This is a genomic window from Micromonospora maritima (assembly GCF_902825405.1).
In the GTDB taxonomy this organism is placed as follows: Bacteria; Actinomycetota; Actinomycetes; order Mycobacteriales; family Micromonosporaceae; genus Micromonospora; species Micromonospora maritima.
In genome coordinates, this window is the sequence record NZ_CADEAU010000016.1 from 1 (window position 1) to 20,115 (window position 20,115).

21 protein-coding genes, 1 tRNA gene and 1 pseudogene are annotated in these 20,115 nt (G+C 72.2%); 19 read left to right on the forward strand and 4 right to left on the reverse strand.

Annotated elements, in window-relative coordinates; genetic code table 11:
• The 4 genes and pseudogenes from HUW36_RS03840 to HUW36_RS03855 all read left to right on the forward strand — a co-directional run.
• Positions 1-280 (forward strand): annotated as a pseudogene (locus tag HUW36_RS03840) (4-(cytidine 5'-diphospho)-2-C-methyl-D-erythritol kinase); the annotation flags it as partial.
• 64 nt (positions 281-344) lie between these two features.
• Entirely contained in the window at positions 345-2,144 is a 1,800-nt protein-coding gene (locus HUW36_RS03845; protein ID WP_174526822.1) for an ABC-F family ATP-binding cassette domain-containing protein, read from the forward strand.
• A gap of 87 nt (positions 2,145-2,231) precedes the next feature.
• On the forward strand, positions 2,232-2,687 hold the full coding sequence (locus HUW36_RS03850) for a DUF4383 domain-containing protein (protein WP_174526823.1): 456 nt from the start codon (positions 2,232-2,234) through the stop codon (positions 2,685-2,687).
• Between the two features lie 112 nt (positions 2,688-2,799).
• Positions 2,800-3,276 carry a DUF4383 domain-containing protein gene (locus tag HUW36_RS03855; protein WP_174526824.1) on the forward strand — a complete coding sequence of 159 codons (477 nt, stop codon included), beginning with the start codon at positions 2,800-2,802 and terminating at the stop codon, positions 3,274-3,276.
• Here the strand turns inward: HUW36_RS03855 and HUW36_RS03860 are convergent.
• The gene (locus tag HUW36_RS03860) at positions 3,266-3,940 is read right to left on the reverse strand and encodes a TetR family transcriptional regulator (protein ID WP_425487214.1); all 675 of its coding nucleotides are present in this window, start codon (positions 3,938-3,940) and stop codon (positions 3,266-3,268) included. The two genes, HUW36_RS03855 and HUW36_RS03860, sit on opposite strands and share 11 nt — an antisense overlap.
• 68 nt (positions 3,941-4,008) lie before the next feature.
• Here HUW36_RS03860 and HUW36_RS03865 point away from each other — a divergent pair, with 68 nt between their 5' ends.
• The 9 genes from HUW36_RS03865 to cysN all read left to right on the forward strand — a co-directional run bounded on the left by HUW36_RS03865 (position 4,009) and on the right by cysN (position 12,711).
• The gene (locus HUW36_RS03865) at positions 4,009-4,674 is read left to right on the forward strand and encodes a helix-turn-helix domain-containing protein (protein ID WP_174526826.1); all 666 of its coding nucleotides are present in this window, start codon (positions 4,009-4,011) and stop codon (positions 4,672-4,674) included.
• Positions 4,675-5,108: 434 nt separating this feature from the next.
• Positions 5,109-5,180, forward strand: a tRNA-Gln gene (locus tag HUW36_RS03870).
• A 63-nt stretch (positions 5,181-5,243) separates the two neighbouring features.
• On the forward strand, positions 5,244-6,746 hold the full coding sequence (glmU, locus tag HUW36_RS03875; RefSeq protein WP_343044293.1) for a bifunctional UDP-N-acetylglucosamine diphosphorylase/glucosamine-1-phosphate N-acetyltransferase GlmU: 1,503 nt from the start codon (positions 5,244-5,246) through the stop codon (positions 6,744-6,746).
• A 115-nt stretch (positions 6,747-6,861) separates the two neighbouring features.
• Positions 6,862-7,842, forward strand: a complete 981-nt coding sequence (locus tag HUW36_RS03880; protein ID WP_174526827.1) for a ribose-phosphate diphosphokinase — start codon at positions 6,862-6,864, stop codon at positions 7,840-7,842.
• A gap of 283 nt (positions 7,843-8,125) precedes the next feature.
• Entirely contained in the window at positions 8,126-8,818 is a 693-nt protein-coding gene (locus HUW36_RS03885) for a 50S ribosomal protein L25/general stress protein Ctc (protein WP_174526828.1), read from the forward strand.
• Between the two features lie 97 nt (positions 8,819-8,915).
• The gene (pth, locus tag HUW36_RS03890; RefSeq protein WP_174526829.1) at positions 8,916-9,506 is read left to right on the forward strand and encodes an aminoacyl-tRNA hydrolase; all 591 of its coding nucleotides are present in this window, start codon (positions 8,916-8,918) and stop codon (positions 9,504-9,506) included.
• Positions 9,507-9,581: 75 nt separating this feature from the next.
• A complete protein-coding gene (locus HUW36_RS03895; RefSeq protein WP_174526830.1) occupies positions 9,582-10,415 on the forward strand; it encodes an inositol monophosphatase family protein in 834 nt (277 codons plus the stop codon).
• An 80-nt stretch (positions 10,416-10,495) separates the two neighbouring features.
• The gene (gene cysD / locus HUW36_RS03900; protein WP_174526831.1) at positions 10,496-11,407 is read left to right on the forward strand and encodes a sulfate adenylyltransferase subunit CysD; all 912 of its coding nucleotides are present in this window, start codon (positions 10,496-10,498) and stop codon (positions 11,405-11,407) included.
• Positions 11,407-12,711, forward strand: coding sequence for a sulfate adenylyltransferase subunit CysN (gene cysN / locus HUW36_RS03905; protein WP_174526832.1), 1,305 nt, complete (start codon positions 11,407-11,409; stop codon positions 12,709-12,711). The genes cysD and cysN overlap by 1 nt, the downstream gene beginning before the upstream one ends.
• An 88-nt stretch (positions 12,712-12,799) precedes the next feature.
• Here the strand turns inward: cysN and galK are convergent, their stop codons facing one another.
• Entirely contained in the window at positions 12,800-13,981 is a 1,182-nt protein-coding gene (gene galK / locus HUW36_RS03910) for a galactokinase (RefSeq protein WP_246247858.1), read from the reverse strand.
• Positions 13,978-14,961: a UDP-glucose 4-epimerase GalE gene (galE, locus tag HUW36_RS03915; protein ID WP_174526833.1), complete on the reverse strand. Its 984-nt coding sequence runs from the start codon at positions 14,959-14,961 to the stop codon at positions 13,978-13,980. Before galE ends, galK begins: the two co-directional genes overlap by 4 nt.
• 177 nt (positions 14,962-15,138) lie before the next feature.
• Between galE and HUW36_RS03920 the strand changes: the two genes are divergently transcribed.
• The 6 genes from HUW36_RS03920 to HUW36_RS03945 all read left to right on the forward strand — a co-directional run bounded on the left by HUW36_RS03920 (position 15,139) and on the right by HUW36_RS03945 (position 19,707).
• On the forward strand, positions 15,139-16,155 hold the full coding sequence (locus HUW36_RS03920; RefSeq protein WP_174526834.1) for a hemolysin family protein: 1,017 nt from the start codon (positions 15,139-15,141) through the stop codon (positions 16,153-16,155).
• Positions 16,156-16,188: 33 nt separating this feature from the next.
• A complete protein-coding gene (trpS, locus tag HUW36_RS03925; RefSeq protein WP_174526835.1) occupies positions 16,189-17,214 on the forward strand; it encodes a tryptophan--tRNA ligase in 1,026 nt (341 codons plus the stop codon).
• Between the two features lie 43 nt (positions 17,215-17,257).
• Positions 17,258-17,821 carry a 2'-5' RNA ligase family protein gene (locus HUW36_RS03930; protein WP_246247861.1) on the forward strand — a complete coding sequence of 188 codons (564 nt, stop codon included), beginning with the start codon at positions 17,258-17,260 and terminating at the stop codon, positions 17,819-17,821.
• 56 nt (positions 17,822-17,877) lie between these two features.
• Positions 17,878-18,819 (forward strand): YhjD/YihY/BrkB family envelope integrity protein, encoded by a 942-nt coding sequence (locus HUW36_RS03935; RefSeq protein ID WP_174526837.1) that lies wholly within the window; start codon positions 17,878-17,880, stop codon positions 18,817-18,819.
• Complete coding sequence (locus tag HUW36_RS03940; protein WP_174526838.1) at positions 18,816-19,190, forward strand: GntR family transcriptional regulator; 375 nt, start codon at positions 18,816-18,818, stop codon at positions 19,188-19,190. Before HUW36_RS03935 ends, HUW36_RS03940 begins: the two co-directional genes overlap by 4 nt.
• A 73-nt stretch (positions 19,191-19,263) precedes the next feature.
• On the forward strand, positions 19,264-19,707 hold the full coding sequence (locus tag HUW36_RS03945; protein WP_174526839.1) for a hypothetical protein: 444 nt from the start codon (positions 19,264-19,266) through the stop codon (positions 19,705-19,707).
• A 3-nt stretch (positions 19,708-19,710) separates the two neighbouring features.
• Here the strand turns inward: HUW36_RS03945 and HUW36_RS03950 are convergent, their stop codons facing one another.
• Entirely contained in the window at positions 19,711-20,073 is a 363-nt protein-coding gene (locus HUW36_RS03950) for a VOC family protein (protein WP_174526840.1), read from the reverse strand.
• Positions 20,074-20,115 lie beyond the last annotated feature (42 nt).

Consider the following 20,115-nt stretch of genomic DNA (forward strand, 5'->3'; position numbering starts at 1 on the left):
CGCGCTGCGGCAGCGGGACCCCCGGGTGCTCGCCGCCACGCTCGGCAACGACCTCCAGGCCGCCGCGCTGACCATGCGCCCCGCCCTGGCCGAGACGCTCAAGGCCGGCGAGGCTGCCGGCGCGCTCGCCGGCATCGTGTCCGGCTCCGGCCCCACCTGCGTGTTCCTCGCCGCCGACGCCGCCGACGCCGGGCGGATCGCCGCCGAGCTGACCGACGCCGGGGTGTGCCGGGAGGCGCGGGTCGCACACGGGCCGGTCGCCGGCGCCCGCATCGTCTGACGCCCCGTACCCTTGACCCAGGCGTCCCGGCCCCCGGGGCGCCTGAGTCGTGAAGGGTGGGTCTGTGGCCAACATCGTCAACCTGGACCGGGTGTCCAAGGGGTACGGCGCCGCCGGGCCGCTGCTCACCGACGTCTCGCTCGGCCTCGACGACGCCGACCGGGTCGGTGTCGTCGGCCTCAACGGCGCCGGCAAGTCGACGCTGCTGCGGCTGCTCACCCGCACCGAGGAACCCGACGACGGCCGCGTCACCCACCGCCGCGACCTGCGCGTGGCCTGGCTGCCGCAGCGCCTGGACCTGGCCCCCGAGCTCACCGTGCGGGACGTCGTGCTCGGCACCGCCTGGCTCGGCGAGAGCATGGGCGCCGAGCACGAGTGGGCCGGCGACGCGGGCGTCCGGGCGATCCTCGACGGCCTCGGCATGCCCCACCTCGGCCTCGACACGCCGGTCGGCCCGATGTCCGGCGGCGAGCGCCGCCGGGTCGCGCTCGCCGCGCTGCTGGTCCGCGACGCCGACCTGCTCGTCCTCGACGAGCCCACCAACCACCTCGACGTCGGCGGCGTCGACTGGCTGGCCCGGCACCTGGTCACCCGCAAGGGCGCGCTCGTCGTGGTCACCCACGACCGCTGGTTCCTCGACGCCGTCTGCACCACCACCTGGGAGGTCGCCGACCAGACCGTCCGGGCGTACGAGGGCGGCTTCGCGGCCTGGACGCTGGCCCGCGTCGAACGGCAGCGCGTCGCCGCCGCCACCGAGGCCCGCCGGCAGAACCTGCTCCGCAAGGAGATCGCCTGGCTGCGCCGGGGCGCCCCGGCGCGCACGTCCAAGCCCAAGTTCCGCATCGACGCCGCCAACGCGCTCATCGCCGACGTGCCGGAACCGCGCGACACCATGTCGCTGCAACGGCTCGCCACCGCCCGCCTCGGCAAGCAGGTGTACGACCTGGAGCACGTCCGGCTGCACGCCGGCCCCAAGGAGATCCTGCACGACACCACCTGGCAGGTCGGGCCCGGCGACCGGGTCGCGGTCCTCGGCCGCAACGGCGCCGGCAAGACCACCCTGCTGCGGATGCTGGCCGGGGTGACCCACCCCGACGGCGGCCGGTTCGCCGCCGGGCAGACCGTCCGGCCGGCGTTCCTGTCCCAGGAACTCGCCGAACTCCCCGGCCATCTGCGCGTCCTGGAGGCCGTCGAGGAGGTGGCCCGCCGGGTGCAGTTCGGCGACCGGGAGATCAGCGCGTCGCAGCTCGCCGAGATCTTCGGCTTCGACGACCGGCGGCTCTGGACCCCGGTCAGCGACCTGTCCGGCGGCGAGCGCCGCCGCCTGCAGATGCTGCGGCTGCTCGCCGGCGAGCCCAACGTGCTCCTGCTCGACGAGCCCACGAACGACCTGGACACCGACACGCTCGCCGCGCTGGAGGACCTGCTCGACTCCTGGCCGGGCACGATCGTCGTGGCCAGCCACGACCGGTACCTGATCGAGCGGGTCACCGACGTCGCCTACGGCATGTTCGGCGACGGGCGGCTCGTGCACCTGCCCGGCGGCGTCGACGAGTACCTCGCCCGGGCCGCCGCGGCCGGCGGCCCGGCGCCCGCCGACCTCACCCCCGGCACGGCGGCGCCGGCGCGCGAGGGCATGTCCGCCGCCGAGGTACGCGTCGCGAAGAAGGAACTCAACCGGCTGGAACGGCAGATCGCCAAGCTGGAGCAGAAAGAGGCGGCCCTGCACGAGCAGCTCGCCGCCAACGCGACCGACTACGCCCGGGTGGCCGAGCTGGACGCCCAGCTCAAGGAGGTGCGAGCCGAGCGGGACCGCACCGAGGAGACCTGGCTCGCCCTCGCCGAGGAGCTGCCGGCCGGCTGACCATGGGGGGTGTGCGGCGTCACTGACCGGCGTACGGGACAATCAGCGGTGGAACCCTCGTCCGAACGGTCTTTTGGAGACGCAGAGATGGCCCACACCCCCGTCAACCACCCCGCGCGGCCGATCTACCGGGCGATCGGCGGGCTCGTTGGTCTGTACTTCGTCGTCTTCGGCGGCCTCGGCGTGATCGCCAGCGCCGGCAACGACTTCTTCGCGCAGGACGACACCAAGGTCCTCGGCCAGGGCACCAACATGGGCTTCTCGCTGCTCTCGGTGCTCATCGGCGCGGTGATCCTGGTCGGCACCGCGATCGGCCGCAACCTCGACGTGGTGATCAACCAGTGGCTCGCCTACACCCTGATGGCCGTCGGCCTGGCCGCGCTGGCGTTCCTCCAGACCGACGCCAACGTCGTCAACTTCTCGATCATGACGGTGGTCGTGGTCCTGACCCTGGCGCTGGTGCTGCTGATGGTCGGCATGTACGGCAAGGTCGGCACCGACGACGAGCACGAGGCCTGGCAGAAGGCCCGACTGGTGCTCTGATCCGCTCCACCCGAAGGCCCGGCGTCCGCGCCGGGCCTTCGGCGTTTTCCGGTACGGGAGCCGGTGCCCGGGTGACAATTGCCCCGAATCAGGCAGATGGCTGGAGGGCACCATGGCGCACTTCCCGGTGAACCATCCCGCGCGACCGCTCTACCGGGTGCTGTCCGGGCTCATCGGTCTCTACATCCTGGTCTTCGGCGTCTACGGCGTCTTCCAGACCTGGGGTGAAGGGCTGTTCGCCCGGAACAGCAACTGGGCCCTCGGGCTCCGTACCAACCTGGCCTTCTCGCTGGTCTCGGTGATCTTCGGTGCGGTCCTGATCGTCGGGGCGTCCCGCCGCAACAACCTCGGGCACTACATGAACCTCACCGCCGGTGCGGTCTTCCTGGTCACCGGCATCCTGATGATGTCGGTGCTCCAGACCTCGGCGAACTTCCTGAACTTCTCGATGTCCACGGTCATCGTGTCGCTGCTGTTCGGGCTGATCCTGCTCGCCACCGGCCTGTACGACAAGGTCGGGCCGCCCGAGCACGCCGAGGAGGAACGCCGCCGCCGCTACCACCCGGTCGCCGAGAGCCCTAACCCCTGATCGGGCCCGGCTTCGACTCCAGGTGCGACAGGCCGTTCCAGGCCAGGTTCACCAGGTGCGCGGCCACCGTCTCCTTGCGCGGCTTGCGCACCTCCAGCCACCAGCGCCCGGTCAACGCCACCATGCCCACCAGCGCCTGGGAGTAGAGCTCCGCCAGCTTCGGCTCGTAGCCCCGGCTGGAGAACTCCGCGCCGAGGATGTGCTCCACCTGGTGCGCGACGTCGTTCATCACGCTGCTGAAGTTGCCTGTCGCCGACATCAGCGGTGACTCGCGGACCAGCACCCGGAACCCGCTGGTCTCCTCCTCGATGTAGGTGAGCAGCGTCAACGCCGCCTGCTCCAGCAGCTCACGCGGGTGGCCCGCGGTCAGCGCCGTGGTGATCCGCTCCAGCAGCGAGCGGACCTCCCGGTCCACCACCACCGCGTAGAGCCCCTCCTTGCCGCCGAAGTGCTCGTAGACCACCGGCTTGGAGACCTTCGCCCGGGCCGCCACCTCCTCGATCGAGGTGGCGTCGAACCCGCGCTCGGCGAAGATCTGCCGAGCGATCGAGATCAACTGCTCGCGCCGCTGCGCCGCGGACATCCGCACCCGGGAGGGCTTCGCCGCCGGGACGGCCCGTCGGCGAGAGCGGTCGCTACCCGGTACATCGGTCACCCCGCCCATCCTGCCAGGCGCTGCCCGGCGGGGCCGACCGGTCGGTCGCTGTCGTACGTACGTTCTAATCTGCGGTGGTGACCGACCCACTCGCCACCGATCCGCTCGCTACCGAGGCGCGCCGCCTGCGCGTCGAGGAACAGCTGTCCGTCGCCGAGATCCGGGTCCGGCTGGGTATCGGCCGAGATCGCGTCTACGCGCTGCTGCGCGGTGTTCCTCCACCCGAACGGACCCGTCGGCCCCGTGCCCGGGACGACGACCGCGCCGAGGCCGTGCGGCTGCGTGCGGCCGGCAAGTCGGTCAACCGGATCGCGGAGCAGCTCGGCGTGGCGAAGTCGACGGCCTACCAGTGGGTGCGGCACCTGCCGCTGGATCCGGACGACGCGGCCGCGGAGCGGCGTCGCGCGCAATCCGAGGCCATGGCGGACGCCCGCCGGCGCGCCTACCGGGAGTCGCGCGACGCGGCGCAGGCCGCCGAGCAGACCCGGGCCGCGGGTGCGGTCGGCGGCCTGGGTGAACGGGATCTGCTGCTGCTGGGCGCGGCGATCTACTGGTGTGCGGGGAGCAAGTCGAAGCCGTGGCGGCCGCAGGATCGACTGGAGTTCGTCAACAGCGACCCCGGCCTACTGGGCCTGTCCTGGCGATCCTCGCCAACCGTGCCTCGAAGTCGCCAGCTCTACTGGCGCGTCGAGGGGGTGATGGCCGGCATCAGGGAGGCCGTCGAGGGGGCGGGAAACGACTGATTCGACATCTCCCTCACGACACCGCCGGCACGGCGACGACCTGAGACGGGCGGCCCACCGGCTCCACGCCGAGGGACGCGCCATCAACGAGATCGCAGTTCGCCTCGGTGTCGCCCCATCCAGGGCCGACCGCTGGCTGGGTCATCTTGCGCTCGACGCTTCTTCAGCGGCGGCAGTACGGCGACGTCACGCGGCGGGCGACCTGGGCGTCGACTTCCAGTCCTTCCAGCGGCTCACGTTGAAGAGACACAACCCCACGACGACACGGGTCAACGTGGGTGAGGACCACCGAGGATGCCTGGTGGTGCGCGTACCACGCTCACGCGACCTCTACCTGTGGATGGCGGGCGTTGTGGAGGGCCTGCTCCGTGGCCCTGCCCCTGATCCGAGACCTCCAGGGATGGACGACACCCGCTAAGCTGTCAACGCCCCCTTCGGCCGTGGTGTAACTGGCAACACCCAAGATTTTGGTTCTTGTGTTTCAGGTTCGAATCCTGGCGGCCGAGCGATCTCCAGGTATAGGCGTCCTTGTTGGGGTACGCGGCAACCTGTCCATCGGTCTGGTTAGCATGACCGCGAGACTGTCGCCGTCCCGACGGGAGCACGTCGTGTCCCAGCCCCACCTCCGCACCGTTGTCGTGCTCGCCGCCGGTGAGGGCAAGCGGATGAAGTCGTCCCTGCCCAAGGTGCTGCACCCACTGCTCGGCCGTACCCTGCTCGGCCACGTCCTGGCCGCGGCCGCGCCGCTGGGCGCGGACCGCACGGTGGTCGTGGTCGGTCACGGCGCCGACCAGGTACGGGAACACCTGACCGAGGTCGCGCCGGCGGCCACCCCGGTGCTCCAGGAGCGCCAGCTCGGCACCGGCCACGCGGTCCGGATCGCGCTGGACGCGGTGCCGGAGGCGACCGGCACCGTCGTGGTGATCAACGGGGACGTGCCGCTGCTGCGGCCGGCGACCGTCGAGGCGCTGGTCGAGGCACACGAGGGCGCGGGCGCGGCGGCGACCGTGCTGGCCGCCGAGGTGCCGGACCCGACCGGGCTGGGCCGGATCGTGCGGGACACGCAGGGCCAGCTGGAGCAGATCGTCGAGGAGCGGGACGCCACGCCGCAGCAGCGCGCGCTGCGCGAGATCAACGCGGGCATCTACGCGTTCGACGTGGCCCGGCTGCGGGAGGCGTTGGGCAAGCTCTCCACCGACAACGACCAGGGCGAGGAATACCTGACCGACGTCTTCGCCCTGCTGCGGGACGCCGGGGAGCCGGTGGCGGTGCACTGCGCCGCCGACCACGTGGAGACGCTCGGTTGCAACGACCGGGTGGAGCTGGCCGGGCTGCGCCGGCTGCTGCGGGACCGGGTCAACGAGGGCTGGATGCGCACCGGCGTGAGCATCCTCGACCCGCACACCACCTGGATCGACGTGACGGTGACCGTGCAGAAGGACGCGGTGATCGACCAGAACACCCAGCTCCAGGGCTCCACCGTGGTGGGCGCGGGCGCGCTCGTCGGCCCGGACACCACGCTCGTCGACACCGTGGTGGGCGAGGACGCGAGCGTGGTGCGCAGCCACGCGGTGGGCGCCGAGGTGGGCCCGCAGGCGAGCGTCGGCCCGTACGCGTACCTGCGGCCGGAGTCGCGGCTGGCCCGCAAGGCGAAGGTCGGCACGTTCGTGGAGACCAAGAAGGCGTCGATCGGTGAGGGCTCGAAGGTGCCGCACCTGTCGTACGTGGGGGACGCGACGATCGGCGAGCACAGCAACATCGGCGCGGCGACGGTGTTCGTCAACTACGACGGCGTCAGCAAGCACCACACCACCATCGGCAGTCACGCGCGTACCGGGGCGGACAACATGTTCGTGGCGCCGGTGCGGGTGGGCGACGGCGCGTACACCGCGGCCGGTTCGGTGATCATCGCGGACGTGCCCCCGGGCGCGATGGCGGTGGCCCGGGGTCAGCAGCGCAACGTGGAGGGCTGGGTGGTGCGCAAGCGGTCCGGCACGGCGGCCGCGGAGGCGGCGCAGCGGGCCCGCGAGGGTGCGTCGGAGTCGGGTGGGCCCGCAAGCGAAGGTGACTGAATCCACGGGGACCGCCGGGCCGTGGGTGGACCGGTGAACCCGGGGGATACTGCAACCGAACAGTCCCCGGCCCACCGCCGCCGGGTACCACCGACATACGGGAGCAGACGGGCCCATGGGCAGCATCGTCGCCGAGAACCGCAAGAGCCTGATGCTCTTTTCCGGACGGGGTTTTCCGGAGCTGGCCAAGGAGATCGGTGAGGTGCTCGGCGTCGCGCCGACGCCGGCCGACGCGTACGAGTTCGCCAACGGTGAGATCTTCGTACGGTTCAAGGACTCGGTCCGTGGTTCGGACGCCTTCGTGGTGCAGTCCGTGACGCACGGCGTGAACACCTGGGTCATGGAGACCCTGATCATGGTCGACGCGCTGAAGCGTGGTTCGGCCAAGCGGATCACCGTGGTGCTGCCGTTCTACCCCTACTCGCGGCAGGACAAGAAGCACCGGGGTCGGGAGCCGATCTCGGCGCGGCTGGTGGCCGACCTGCTGAAGACCGCGGGCGCGAACCGGATCCTGACGGTGGATCTGCACACCGCGCAGATCCAGGGCTTCTTCGACGGCCCGGTGGACCACCTGTTCGCGATGGACGTGCTGGCCGAGTACGTGGAGCACAGGTACGCCGGTCGTCCGATGACCGTGGTGGCGCCGGACTCGGGCCGGGTGCGCGTGGCCGAGCGCTGGACGGACCGGTTGGGCGGTTGCCCGCTGGCGTTCATCCACAAGACGCGGGACCCGATGAAGCCGAACCAGGTGGTGGCGAACCGCGTGGTGGGTGAGGTCGAGGGTCGGGTCTGCCTGATCGTCGACGACATGATCGACACCGGTGGCACGATCACCAAGGCGGCCGACATCCTCAAGGAGTCGGGGGCGGCGGAGATCGTGGTGGCCTCGACCCACGCGTTGCTGTCCGACCCGGCGACCGAGCGGTTGAAGAACAGCCCGATCAGCGAGGTCGTGGTGACGAACACGCTGCCGCTGCCGCCGGAGAAGCAGCTGGACAAGCTGACCGTGCTGTCGATCGCCCCGCTGCTGGCGCGGGCGATCCGGGAGGTCTTCGACGACGGCTCGGTGACCACCCTGTTCGGTGGCCTGAGCTGATCGTGGGTCCGGCCGCCGGCGTCGTCCGGTGGCCGGACCGTTGCCCTGCGCGCCGGCCGGCGCGGTGATATGGGGGACTGCCGGAAAGCCTGGAATCCGCTCGGGTAGACTGGTGCGGTTGCCACGGCGAGGGTGCCCGGCGGGCCGCTGAAAAGCACCGCACGGAGGCGCCGTCATCGACGCGGTGCTCCGGGCGGTCGTTCATGACCTTGAGCCCCAGCGAGCCCCTCGCCCAGCACCGCCAGACGACAAGCCGCCGCAGCGAAGCATCAGGAGTTTCCCCGTGTCCGAGGTAAAGATCAGCGCCGAGCCCCGTACCGAGTTCGGCAAGGGTGGTGCCCGTCGTACCCGCCGGGCCGGCAAGGTGCCCGCCGTGCTGTACGGCCACGGCGAGAAGCCCAAGCACATCGCGCTTCCGGCGCGTGACTTCGCCGCCGCCATCCGCAAGGGCGGCGCGAACCAGCTCTTCGCGATCGAGGTGAGCGACGGCACCCAGGTGCTGGCGCTGCCGAAGGCGATCCAGCGTGACCCGATCAAGGACACCTTCGAGCACGTGGACCTGCTGCTGGTCCGGCGCGGCGAGAAGGTCACCGTCGAGGTCCCGGTCCAGCTGACCGGTGAGGCCGCGAAGGACACCCTGATCGTGCACGACCACGACACCCTGTCGGTGACCGCCGACGCCACCAAGGTGCCGGACCACCTGGAGGCGTCGATCGAGGGCGCCGAGGCGGGTACCACGATCACCGCCGCCGACGTCGAGCTGCCCTCGGGCGTGGAGCTGGCCACCGACGAGGAGACCGCGGTCGCCTCGGTGACCGCCGCCCCGACCGCCGAGGAGCTCGAGGCCACCCTCCCCGAGGTCGAGGTTGCCGAGTCCGAGGCCGAGGCCGAGACCGGCGAGGAGACCGCCGAGGGCGAAGAGGGCACCCCGGCCGAGGGCGAGCCGGCTGCCGAGGAGCCGAAGACCGAGGCCTGATCGGCCCGCAGGCTGTGCGACAGGCGTCCCCGGTTTCCGGGGGCGCCTGTCGGCGTATCGGAAGGCGGGTCGTGGGGAAGAGCGGAAGGGGCGTGGCGTGACGGACGAGGCGGGGCCGTGGCTGGTGGTCGGCCTGGGCAACCCCGGTCGGGAGTACGCGGCCAACCGGCACAACGTCGGCTTCATGGTGGCCGACCTGCTGGCCGCGCGGTTGGGCGCGAAGTTCGGCCGGCACAAGCGGGCGGTGGCCGAGGTGGCCGAGGGGCGGCTGGGGTTCGGTGGGCCGAAGCTGGTGCTGGTGAAGCCGTTGACCTACATGAACCTCTCCGGCGGTCCGGTGGCCGGGCTGGCGCAGTTCCACAAGATCCCGCCGGCGCAGGTGGTCGCGGTGCACGACGAGCTGGACATCCCGTACGGGCAGGTGCGGGTGAAGTGCGGCGGCGGCGAGGGCGGCCACAACGGCCTGCGGTCGATGTCGAAGTCGCTCGGCACGAAGGACTACGTCCGGGTGCGGTTCGGCATCGGTCGGCCGCCCGGCCGGCAGGATCCGGCGGACTACGTGTTGTCGGACTTCTCCGCGGCGGAGCGCAAGGAGCTGGAGTTCCTGGTGGACCGGGCGGCCGACGTGGTGGAGTCGGTGGTCACCAAGGGCGTGGAGCCGACGCAGAATCTGTACCACGGGGGTTGACCGGCGGGGCGGGCGCCGGCCGGTAGTCTGCGCCTCTGCGACGGGAGCGAAGGCGGCGACGGGAGCGAAGACACCATGGGCAGTCCTCCGATGATCGACGGCGCGTTCGCGCGCTGGCTCGCGTCGCGCGCCGGGCAGGCGTTGATGGCCCTGCGGACGGAGATGGGCTTCGCCGACGCGGGGGCGTTGCGGTCGGCCGGGGACAAGATCTCGCACGACCTGATCCGTACCGAGCTGGCGCGGTGGCGTCCGGCGGACGCGGTGCTGTCGGAGGAGGACGAGGGGTCGCGGCTGGCCTGGACGGCCGAGGTGAGCGACGAGGCGATGCCCCGGCTGACCGCGGACCGGGTGTGGATCGTCGACCCGCTGGACGGCACCCGGGAGTACGCCGAGGAGGGGCGCGCGGACTGGGCGGTGCACGTGGCGCTCTGGTCGCGGCACGCGCCCTCGCCGCACGGCCTGGTGGCGGGCGCGGTGGGGCTGCCGGCGCAGCACCGGGTGCTGGGCACGGACTACCCGCCGGCGTACCCGCCGATGAGGTTGGAGGCGGCCACGGCGGCCGGCGCGCGGACCATCCGGTTGGCGGCCAGTCGTAGCCGTCCGCCGGTTTTCCTGACCGATCTGGCAGAGGACGTCGGCGCTCATCTGGTCCCGATGGGCTCGGCGGGCGCGAAGATCGCCGCGGTGGTGACCGGTGAGGTCGACGCGTACATCCACGCGGGCGGTCAGTACGAGTGGGACTCGGCCGCTCCGGTGGCTGTGGCGACGGCCACCGGATTGCACGCTTCCCGGATCGACGGTTCTGCGCTGAAATACAACGGGGCCGACCCCCGGCTACCCGATCTGCTGGTCTGCCGCAAGGATCTCGCGGGTCGGTTGCTTGCAGCGCTGCAGCGGCATTCCGGGTAACCTGAGCAATCTTCTTCACGACTCCGACCGGAAAGGTCTGGAATCCCGATGTGCGGATCCGAGCGAATCGAGTTCGTGTCATGACGTCCCCCGCCGCGTACCAGGTGTCGCACCTCGACGCGCTCGAGGCGGAGAGCATCTTCGTGATGCGCGAGGTCGTCGCCGAGATGGAGCGGCCGGTGCTGCTGTTCTCCGGCGGCAAGGACTCGATCGTGATGCTCCGGTTGGCCCAGAAGGCGTTCGCGCCGGCCAACATCCCGTTCCCGGTGATGCACGTGGACACCGGGCACAACTTCCCCGAGGTGCTCGACTACCGCGACCAGCGGGTGGCCGAGCTGGGCCTGCAGCTCATCGTGGCCAGCGTGCCGGAGGCCCTGAACAGGGGCATGGTCCGCGAGTCGGCCGACGGCATGCGCAACCGCATCCAGACCCCGGTGCTGCTCGACGCGGTGGAGAAGCACCGGTTCGACGCGCTCTTCGGCGGCGCCCGGCGGGACGAGGAGAAGGCCCGGGCCAAGGAGCGGGTGTTCAGCTTCCGCGACGAGTTCGGCCAGTGGGACCCGAAGAACCAGCGCCCGGAGCTGTGGTCGCTCTACAACGGCCGACACCACCCCGGTGAGTCGATCCGGGTGTTCCCGCTGTCCAACTGGACCGAGCTGGACGTCTGGCACTACATCGCGCGGGAGCGGATCCCGCTGCCGTCGATCTACTACGCGCACGAGCGTGAGGTGATCGAGCGCGACGGCATGTTCTACGCGGTCAACGAGTTCTTCCGGGCTCGCGCCGGTGAGCAGCCGTTCAAGGCCCAGGTGCGGTACCGGACCGTGGGCGACGCCTCCTGCACCGCGGCGGTCCGTTCGGACGCCGACACGGTGGAGAAGGTGATCGAGGAGGTGGCCGCCACCCGGATCACCGAGCGCGGCGCGACCCGCGGCGACGACCGGGTCAGCGAGGCCGCCATGGAGGACCGCAAGCGAGAGGGCTACTTCTGATGAGCGTCGAGACTGTGGCGCCGGCCGAGGCCGACGCGTCGGCCCGGCCGATGGACCTGCTGCGGTTCGCCACCGCCGGCAGCGTCGACGACGGCAAGTCGACCCTGATCGGCCGGCTGCTGTACGACACGAAGTCGCTCTTCAGCGACCAGCTCGCCGCGGTCGAGGCGGTCAGCGCCGCGCGGGGCGACGAGTACACCAACCTGGCGCTGCTCACCGACGGCCTGCGGGCCGAGCGGGAGCAGGGCATCACCATCGACGTGGCGTACCGCTACTTCGCCACCCCGCGGCGGAAGTTCATCATCGCCGACACCCCCGGGCACATCCAGTACACCCGGAACATGGTCACCGGCGCCTCCACCGCCGACCTGGCGCTGATCCTGGTGGACGCGCGCAAGGGCCTGGTGGAGCAGTCCCGCCGGCACGCCTTCCTCTGCTCGCTGCTGCGGGTGCCGCACCTGGTCCTGTGCGTGAACAAGATGGACCTGGTCGACTGGTCGCAGGAGGTGTTCGAGCGGATCGCCGACGAGTTCACCGCGTTCGCCGCGAAGCTCGACGTGCCGGACCTGACCGTGGTGCCGATCTCCGCGCTGCGCGGCGACAACATCGTCTCCCGGTCCGAGAACATGCCGTGGTACGAGGGCCCGTCGCTGCTGCACCACCTGGAGCGGGTGCACATCGCCTCGGACCGCAACCTGGTCGACGTGCGGTTCCCGGTGCAGTACGTGATCCGGCCGCAGTCCACCACCGTCACCGACTACCGGGGCTACGCCGGCCAGGTGGCCTCGGGCGTGCTCAAGCCGGGTGACGAGGTGATGGTGCTGCCGTCCGGCTTCACCAGCCGGATCGCGGCGGTGGAGACCGCCGACGGGCCGGTGGACGAGGCGTTCCCGCCGATGTCGGTGACGGTCCGGTTGACCGACGAGATCGACATCTCCCGCGGCGACATGATCTGCCGGCCCAACAACGCCCCGATGGTCGCGCAGGACATCGAGGCGATGGTCTGCTGGATGGACGAGAGCCGGCCGTTGCAGGTCGGCGGCCGGTACGCGATCAAGCACACCACCCGTTCGGCGCGGACGATCGTGCGGGAGCTGCACTACCGGCTGGACGTCAACTCGCTGCACCGGGACGAGACGGCCGGCGAGCTGAAGCTCAACGAGATCGGCCGGGTGCGGCTGCGCACCACCGTTCCGCTGCTCGCCGACGAGTACCGGCGCAACCGCACCACCGGCGGCTTCGTCATCATCGACGAGGCCACCAACCGGACGGTCGGCGCCGGCATGATCGTCGAGGCCGGCTGACCCTGGTGTAAGGAAGGGCCCCTTATTAACAGTGAGTTGTTAATAAGGGGCCCTTCCTCTACCGCAGGCGTTAATAGGGGGCCCTTCCTTACATCCGGGTGACGCCGCCGGCGGGCTGGACGGTGAGCGTGCCGGGGGCGGCGAAGCCGCGTTCGGCGTACGCGTCCGCCACGGCGCGCGCCACGGTGTCGGCGGCGTCCACGTCGACCAGGGCGAGCACGCAGCCGCCGAACCCGCCGCCGGTCATCCGCGCGCCGTGGGCGCCGGCCGTGAGCGCCGCCTCGACCGCGGTGTCGACCTCCGGGACGGTGATCTCGAAGTCGTCGCGCATCGAGGCGTGCGACGCGGTCAGCAGCGGGCCGATGTCGCGGACCCGGCCGGCGCGCAGCAACGCCACGGTGTCGAGCACCCGCTGGTCCTCGGTGACGACGTGCCGGACCCGGCGGCGGGTCTCCTCGTCGTCGAGGCGGGCCAGCGCCGCGTCGAGGTCGGCGGTGGGGACGTCGCGCAGGGCGGCCACGCCGAGCGTGGCGGCGGCGCGTTCGCAGCTCCTGCGCCGGGCGGCGTACTCGCCGTCGGCGTGCCGGTGCGGGGCGCGGCTGTCCACCACCAGCACGGCCAGCCCGGCCGCGTCCAGGTCGAACGGGATCTGCTCGACCTCCTCGGTGCGGCAGTCGAGGAAGAGCGCGTGCCCCTGGACGCCCCGGATCACCGCGGACTGGTCCATGATCCCGGTGGGCGCGCCGACGTAGTCGTTCTCGGCCCGCTGGGCGAGCCGGGGCCAGCGCTCGGTGGGCAGGTCGAGCCCGCCGAGGTCGACGAGCGCGGCCAGCACGGCCGACTCGATGGCGGCCGACGAGGAGAGCCCGGAGCCGACCGGGACGTCGGAGGCGATGGCGAGCCGCGCGCCGGGGACGTCGAGGCCGGCGGCCCGCAGCGCCCACACCACGCCGGCCACGTAGGCGGCCCAGCCGTCGACCCGGCCGGGCTCGTCGGCGGCCTCGGCCCCGAACTCCACCGGCTCGTCGTCCAGCTCCGACCAGACGGTCCAGCGCCCGTCCGGGCCGGGCGCCGCGGCCACCACGGTACGCAGCGGCAGCGCGAAGGGCAGCACGAAACCGTCGTTGTAGTCGGTGTGCTCGCCGATCAGGTTGACCCGCCCGGGAGCCGCCCAGCGGCCCGCCGGCTCGGTGCCGTACCGCTGCCGGAAGCCGGCGGTGGCACGGTCGGCGACGTCGCCGCGGCCCTCGCCCACGATCGCGGTGCTCACGCCGGCCGCCCGACGTGCTCGCGGTAGAACGCCCAGGCGTCGCCGACCATGTCGTGCAGCGTGGGCTTGGCCGGCGTCCACCCGAGTTCGTCGCGGGCCAGGACGGACGACGCGACCAGCTCGGCCGGGTCGCCCTCGCGGCGCGGCGCCACCTCGACCGGCACCGGGTGGCCGGTGACCTCGCGGACCACGTCGACCACCTGGCGGTTGGTGAAGCCGTTGCCGTTGCCCAGGTTGTAGATCCGGTGCCGGCCCGGGGTGGCCGCGTCGAGCGCGAGCAGGTGGGCGCGGGCCAGGTCCTCGACGTGGATGTAGTCGCGCACGCAGGTGCCGTCGACGGTGGGGTAGTCGTCGCCGAAGAGCTGGAGCTTCTCGCGGCGGCCGGCGGCCACGTCGAGCGCGATCGGGATGAGGTGCGTCTCCGGGTCGTGCCGCTCGCCGATGGCGCGCCCGTCGTGCAGGTAGGCGCCGGCGACGTTGAAGTAGCGCAGGGAGACGGCACCCAGGTCGTGCGCGACCGCCTCGGAGGTCAACGCCATGTCGACGGCCAGCTTCGTGGCCCCGTAGGTGCTGGTGGGGGCCTTGACGGCGGTCTCCGGGATGGGCAGCTCGGTGGGGTTGCCGTAGACGGCGGCGGTGGAGGAGAACACCATCCGGGGCACCCGGGCGGCGCGGACCGCGTCGATCAGGGCGAGCGAGCCGACGGTGTTGGTGTGCCAGTAGAGCTCCGGCTTGACCATCGACTCGCCGGCGGCGATCAGCGCGGCGAAGTGCAGCACGCCGTCGAACCCGGCGTCGGGGGTGAGCACCCGGGCGGTCTCGTGCACCGGCAGGTCGACGTGCGTCGCCTCGGGCGCGAGCGCCTCGCGGTGACCGGTGCGCAGGTCGTCCAGCACGGTCACCTGGTGGCCGTGGTCGAGCAGCATCCGGGTCACCACGCTGCCGATGTAGCCGGCGCCGCCGGTGACGAGCAGTTTCACGTGAGGTCCTCCTCCGCCTGGCCGCGTTGTGCGGCGGCCGTCCGTGATCACCCTACGGCCGGCGGCTGTGCCGCCGCTGTCGAGTGAGCCTCGCTCCATTCCATCACAATCCATCAGGATTGAACAGATACGAACATTCGGGCGGGTGGACGGTGTGCGCTGTCTACCATCCTTGTCATGCGGGAGGCAGGTGGTCCCGGGCCTCGGCGGCGACCGCCGGGGCGGCCCCGCCGCGATCCCGGCCCGCTCGCCCGGACCGTGGCCCGCCTCGTGGTCCGGGCCGCCGACGGCGCCACCCGCCTGGTCACCGACCTGCTCGGAGCGAGCCCCACCGCCGGCCGCGAGCGGATCAGCGAGGCCGAACTGCGTGACCTGGTCGCGGCGAACACGCTGCTCGACCCGGACGAGCGGCGGATCATCGACGAGGTGCTGGTGGCCGGCGCGCGGCTGGTCCGCGAGGTGATGGTGCCCCGCACCGAGGTGGTCTTCCTCGCCGCCGGACTTCCCGTGGCCGAGGCGCAGCGCCTGGTCCGCGACGACCCGCACACCCGCTACCCCGTGGTCGACGGCACGCACGACGACGTGGTCGGCCTGGTGCACCTGCGCGACGTGCTGCTGCGCCCGGGCCCGGGTCCGCGGGCCACCGTCGGTGAGCTGACCCGTGAGGTCAAGCGGCTGCCCGACAGCAAGCGGGTGCTCGCGGCGCTCACCGAGATGCGCCGCGAGGGCCACCACCTGGCCGTGGTGGTCGACGAGTACGGCGGCACCGCCGGCATCGTGACCTGCGAGGACCTGGTGGAGGAACTGGTCGGGGAGATCCACGACGAGGGCCACGGCCCGCCCGACGCCGAGCCCGCCGGCCTGCCCGCCGTGGTCGACGGTCGACTCAACCTGGCCGACTTCGCCGAACGCACCGGGGTGCCGCTGCCGGCCGGCCCGTACGAGACGGTGGGCGGCTACGTGATGGCCGCGCTGGGCCGGCTGCCGGTGGCGGGCGACGAGGTGCCGGTCGCCGTCGACCCGGCGGACGGATCGGGCCCGGCCGATCCGGAGGGCTGGCTGCTGCGGGTGCTGGCGCTCGACGGCCGGCGGGTGTCCCGCCTGGTGGTCTCCGCCGCGCGGCTGCCCGAGCCCCGGCGCGAGGTCAGCGGCCCGCTGCCGCCCGTACCCGCCCGACCCGCCGGCCCGTCATGACGGACGCCGGGGCTTGCTGACAGAATTGCCGCCATGTCCGACGTACCCGCCCGGCCGCGCGTCTTCTCCGGCATCCAGCCGACCGCCGACTCGTTCCACCTCGGCAACTACCTGGGCGCGCTGCGGCACTGGGTGGCCCTGCAGGAGAGCCACGACGCGTTCTACTGCGTGGTGGACCTGCACGCGATCACCGCCGGGCACGACCCGAAGGTGCTCAAGCAGCGCAGCCGGCTGGCCGCCGCGCAGCTCTTCGCGCTGGGCATCGACCCGGACCGCAGCACCCTGTTCGTCCAGTCGCAGGTGCCCGAGCACTCGCAGCTGGCCTGGGTGCTCGGCTGCATCACCGGCTTCGGCGAGGCCGGCCGGATGACCCAGTTCAAGGACAAGTCGCAGAAGCAGGGCAGCGAGCGGGCCAGCGTCGGCCTGTTCACCTACCCGATCCTCCAGGCCGCCGACATCCTGCTCTACCAGGCGAACGCGGTGCCGGTCGGCGAGGACCAGCGGCAGCACCTGGAACTCTCCCGCGACCTGGCGCAGCGGTTCAACTCGCTGTTCGGCCGCACCTTCACCGTGCCCGCCCCGCACATCGTGAAGGACACCGCGAAGATCACCGACCTCCAGGACCCGACGGCCAAGATGTCCAAGTCGTCCTCCTCGCCGGCCGGCATCATCGACCTGCTGGAGGACCCGGCGCGCTCGGCCAAGAAGATCCGCTCGGCGGTCACCGACACCGGCCGCGAGATCGTCTTCGACGCCGAGGGCAAGCCCGGCATCTCCAACCTGCTCACCATCTACTCCGCGCTCTCCGGCCGGAGCATCGACGACCTGGTCGCCGCGTACGACGGCAAGGGCTACGGCGACCTGAAGAAGGACCTCGCCGAGGTGGTGCGGGAGTTCGTCACGCCGATCCAGGCGCGCACCAACGGCTACCTGGACGATCCGGCCCAGCTCGACAAGCTGCTCGCGCGGGGCGCGGAGAAGGCCCGGGCGGTCGCGGCCGAGACGCTGCGCACCGCGTACGAGCGGGTGGGCTTCTTCCCGCCGGTGCGGTTCGAGTAGGGGCCCGGGCGGGACGGGAGTGACGCAGTCGGTGGCCGGAGGGATGGCGCGCAACGTGGCGGGCAGTGACGCAGCGCCGGACGGCGGCGACACGATCCAGATCGGGATCGCGGTCGACGTCCCCGAACCGTGGGGCGGGCAGCTCACCCGTCGCCGGATCTCCGCCGGCGACCCGCAGGCCGTGCCGGCGCACGTCACCCTCCTCGGGCCCACCGAGATCCCGGTACGCGCGCTGCCGGCCGTCGAGGAGCACCTGGCCCGGGTGGCCGCCACGCACCTGCCGTTCACCCTGCACCTGCGCGGCACCGGCACGTTCCGCCCGGTCACCCAGGTGGTGTTCGTGGCGGTGGCGGCCGGGATCAGCGAGTGCGAGCTGCTCGCCGCCGCCATCAACTCCGCACCCGAACTGGGCCGGGAGACGCGCTTCCCCTACCACCCGCACGTGACGGTGGCCCAGGACGTGCCGCCCGAGGTGCTGGACAAGGCCTACGAGGACCTGGCCGACTTCTCCGCGCTGTTCGAGGTGGAGGCGTTCACGCTCTTCTCCCACAGCGGGGCGACCCGATGGCAGCCCCGCCGCGACTTCCGGCTCGGCGGCGCGCGCTGAACACCCGGCCGGCCGGGCCGCCTCCGCCGGGAGCGGGGATCGGCGAGGATGACGGGGTGAACGTCTTCGGCCGGATCGAGACGGCCATCGGGCGCCGTATCGACGCGGCTCGTGGTCGCTCGTCGGTCTTCGACCACCTCTGGCTGGCCGGGACGCTCTACGCCGACCTGATGGCCGGTCGGCTCGCCGCCGCCATCGCCTACTACGGGTTCTTCGCCGTGTTCGCGCTGGCCCTGGTCGCGTACTGGATCTTCGGCGCGGTGCTGCGGGACAACGAGGAGGTCAGCCGCGCGGCGGCCGAGTTCCTGCGGGAGAACCTGCCCTTCCTCGACCCGGCGCAGATCGCCGAGAGCAGCAACACCGTCGGCGTGGTCGGCCTGGTCATCCTGGTCTTCACCGGCATCGGCTGGGTGGAGGCGATCCGCTCCTCGCAGCGGCTGATGTACGGCTTCAACCAGCAGCCCGGCAACCTGGTGGTGCGCCGGCTGGTCGACCTGGGCGTACTGGTCGCGGTCTTCGTGCTGCTCTTCGTCTCGGTCGCCGCCGTCGACGCGCTGGAGTCGCTGCTGCGCTTCCTGCTGCGCAGCACCGGCTCGGTGGGCCTGACCACGGTCAGCGCGGTGCTCAGCGTGCTGGTCAACGCCGTGCTGGCCGCCGCGCTGCTGCTCGCCGTGCCCCGGCTGCGGATGAGCCGGCGTCGGCTGCGCCCGGCGGTGCTGACCGTCGCGGTCGGGATCACCCTGCTCAACACCGTGGGGCGCTACTACGTCGTGCGCACCGAACGGAACCCGGCGTACACGGTGGTGGCCACCGCCGTGGGGCTGCTGCTCTACCTCTACCTGCTCAACCAACTGGTGCTCTTCGGCGCCGCGCTCGCCGCCACCAGCCGGTTCGGCCGGGTGGTGGACCTGGCCGAGGGCGGGGCGCGGGAGGTGGACGTGGAGGCGGACGTGCTCGACGAGGAGACCGACCCGGGCACCCCGGGAGGCGGCGGATGAACGCCCGGATCCGGATCGACGCCGCTTCGGCGACCCCCCCGTACGAGCAGGTGCGCGCGCAGCTCGCGAGCATGGTCGGCGACGGGCGGCTGCCGGTGGGCACCCGGCTGCCCGCGGTCCGGCAGCTCGCCGCGGACCTGGGGCTGGCGGTGAACACGGTGGCCCGGGCCTACCGCGAGCTGGAGGCCGCCGGGCTGGTCGAGACCCGGGGCCGGCACGGCACGGTGGTGGCCCCGGGGCGCGACGACGCCACCGACCGGCTGCATCGCGCCGCCGCCGGGTACGCCGAGGAGGCGCGTCGCCTGGGCGTCCCGCCGGAGCGGGCGCTCGCCCTGGTCCGTGCGGCGCTGGACGCCGGTACGCGTGGCTGAGAGCGGTCGCCTGAGCGGGGAGAGTCGGGGGATTGCGCTCCCCGGCCGGACGCGCACCGACCATGATGGGCCGGTGGGCGCACTCGTGACACTGGACCTGCCGGACGACTCGCCGATGCTGGGCCTGCCGTGGATCATCACGTTCGCTCCGCTCGGCCCCGAGGACGAGTGGGAGCCGGTGGTCTGCGGGCCGTACGAGCGGCCGCACGCGCTCGCGCTGGCCGAGGCCGTGGTGGCCGAGGAACAGCTGATGGCGGTGGTGGAGCCGTTGCTGCCGGCGCTGACGCCGGAGGAGATCCGGGGCGAGATCGCCGCCGCGCAGATCGCCGCCGCGGACGAGGCGACCCAGGCCGACCAGGCGGATCTCTACGGTGACTTCGAGGACGTCATCGACGAGGAGCTGGAACTGGCCGCCGAGCGCCAGCCGGAGCCGGAGCCGGCGAACCCGCCGGACTCCGACGAGGTCCGCGCCGGCTTCGCCCGGATCGCCGCGATGCTCACCGCCAAGGGCGGCTGACTCTCAGCTCGGCGGCCCGTCGAGCACGCAGAACTCGTTGTCCTCCGGGTCGGCCAGCACCACGAAGCCCTCCGCGCCGGTCTGTCCCACGTCGGCTCGCCGGGCGCCGAGCCCGATCAACCGGTCGACCTCGGCCGCCGGGTCGCCGTCCGGGACCAGGTCCAGGTGCAACCGGTTCTTGCCGTGCTTCGAGGTGCCGCTGCCCTGCAACCAGACGGTCGGACCCGGACGGCCGGGCGGTGGATGCAGTTTCGCGCTGCCGTCGTCGCCGCGGGCGACGGTGTAGCCGAGCGCGGCCGACCAGAACGCCAGCATCCGGTCCAGGTCGGTGACGTCGAGGGTGTACTGCGCGACGTGTGCGGTCATCCCCGTGTGGTACCCCGGGATCCCCGATGGACACCGGCCCCC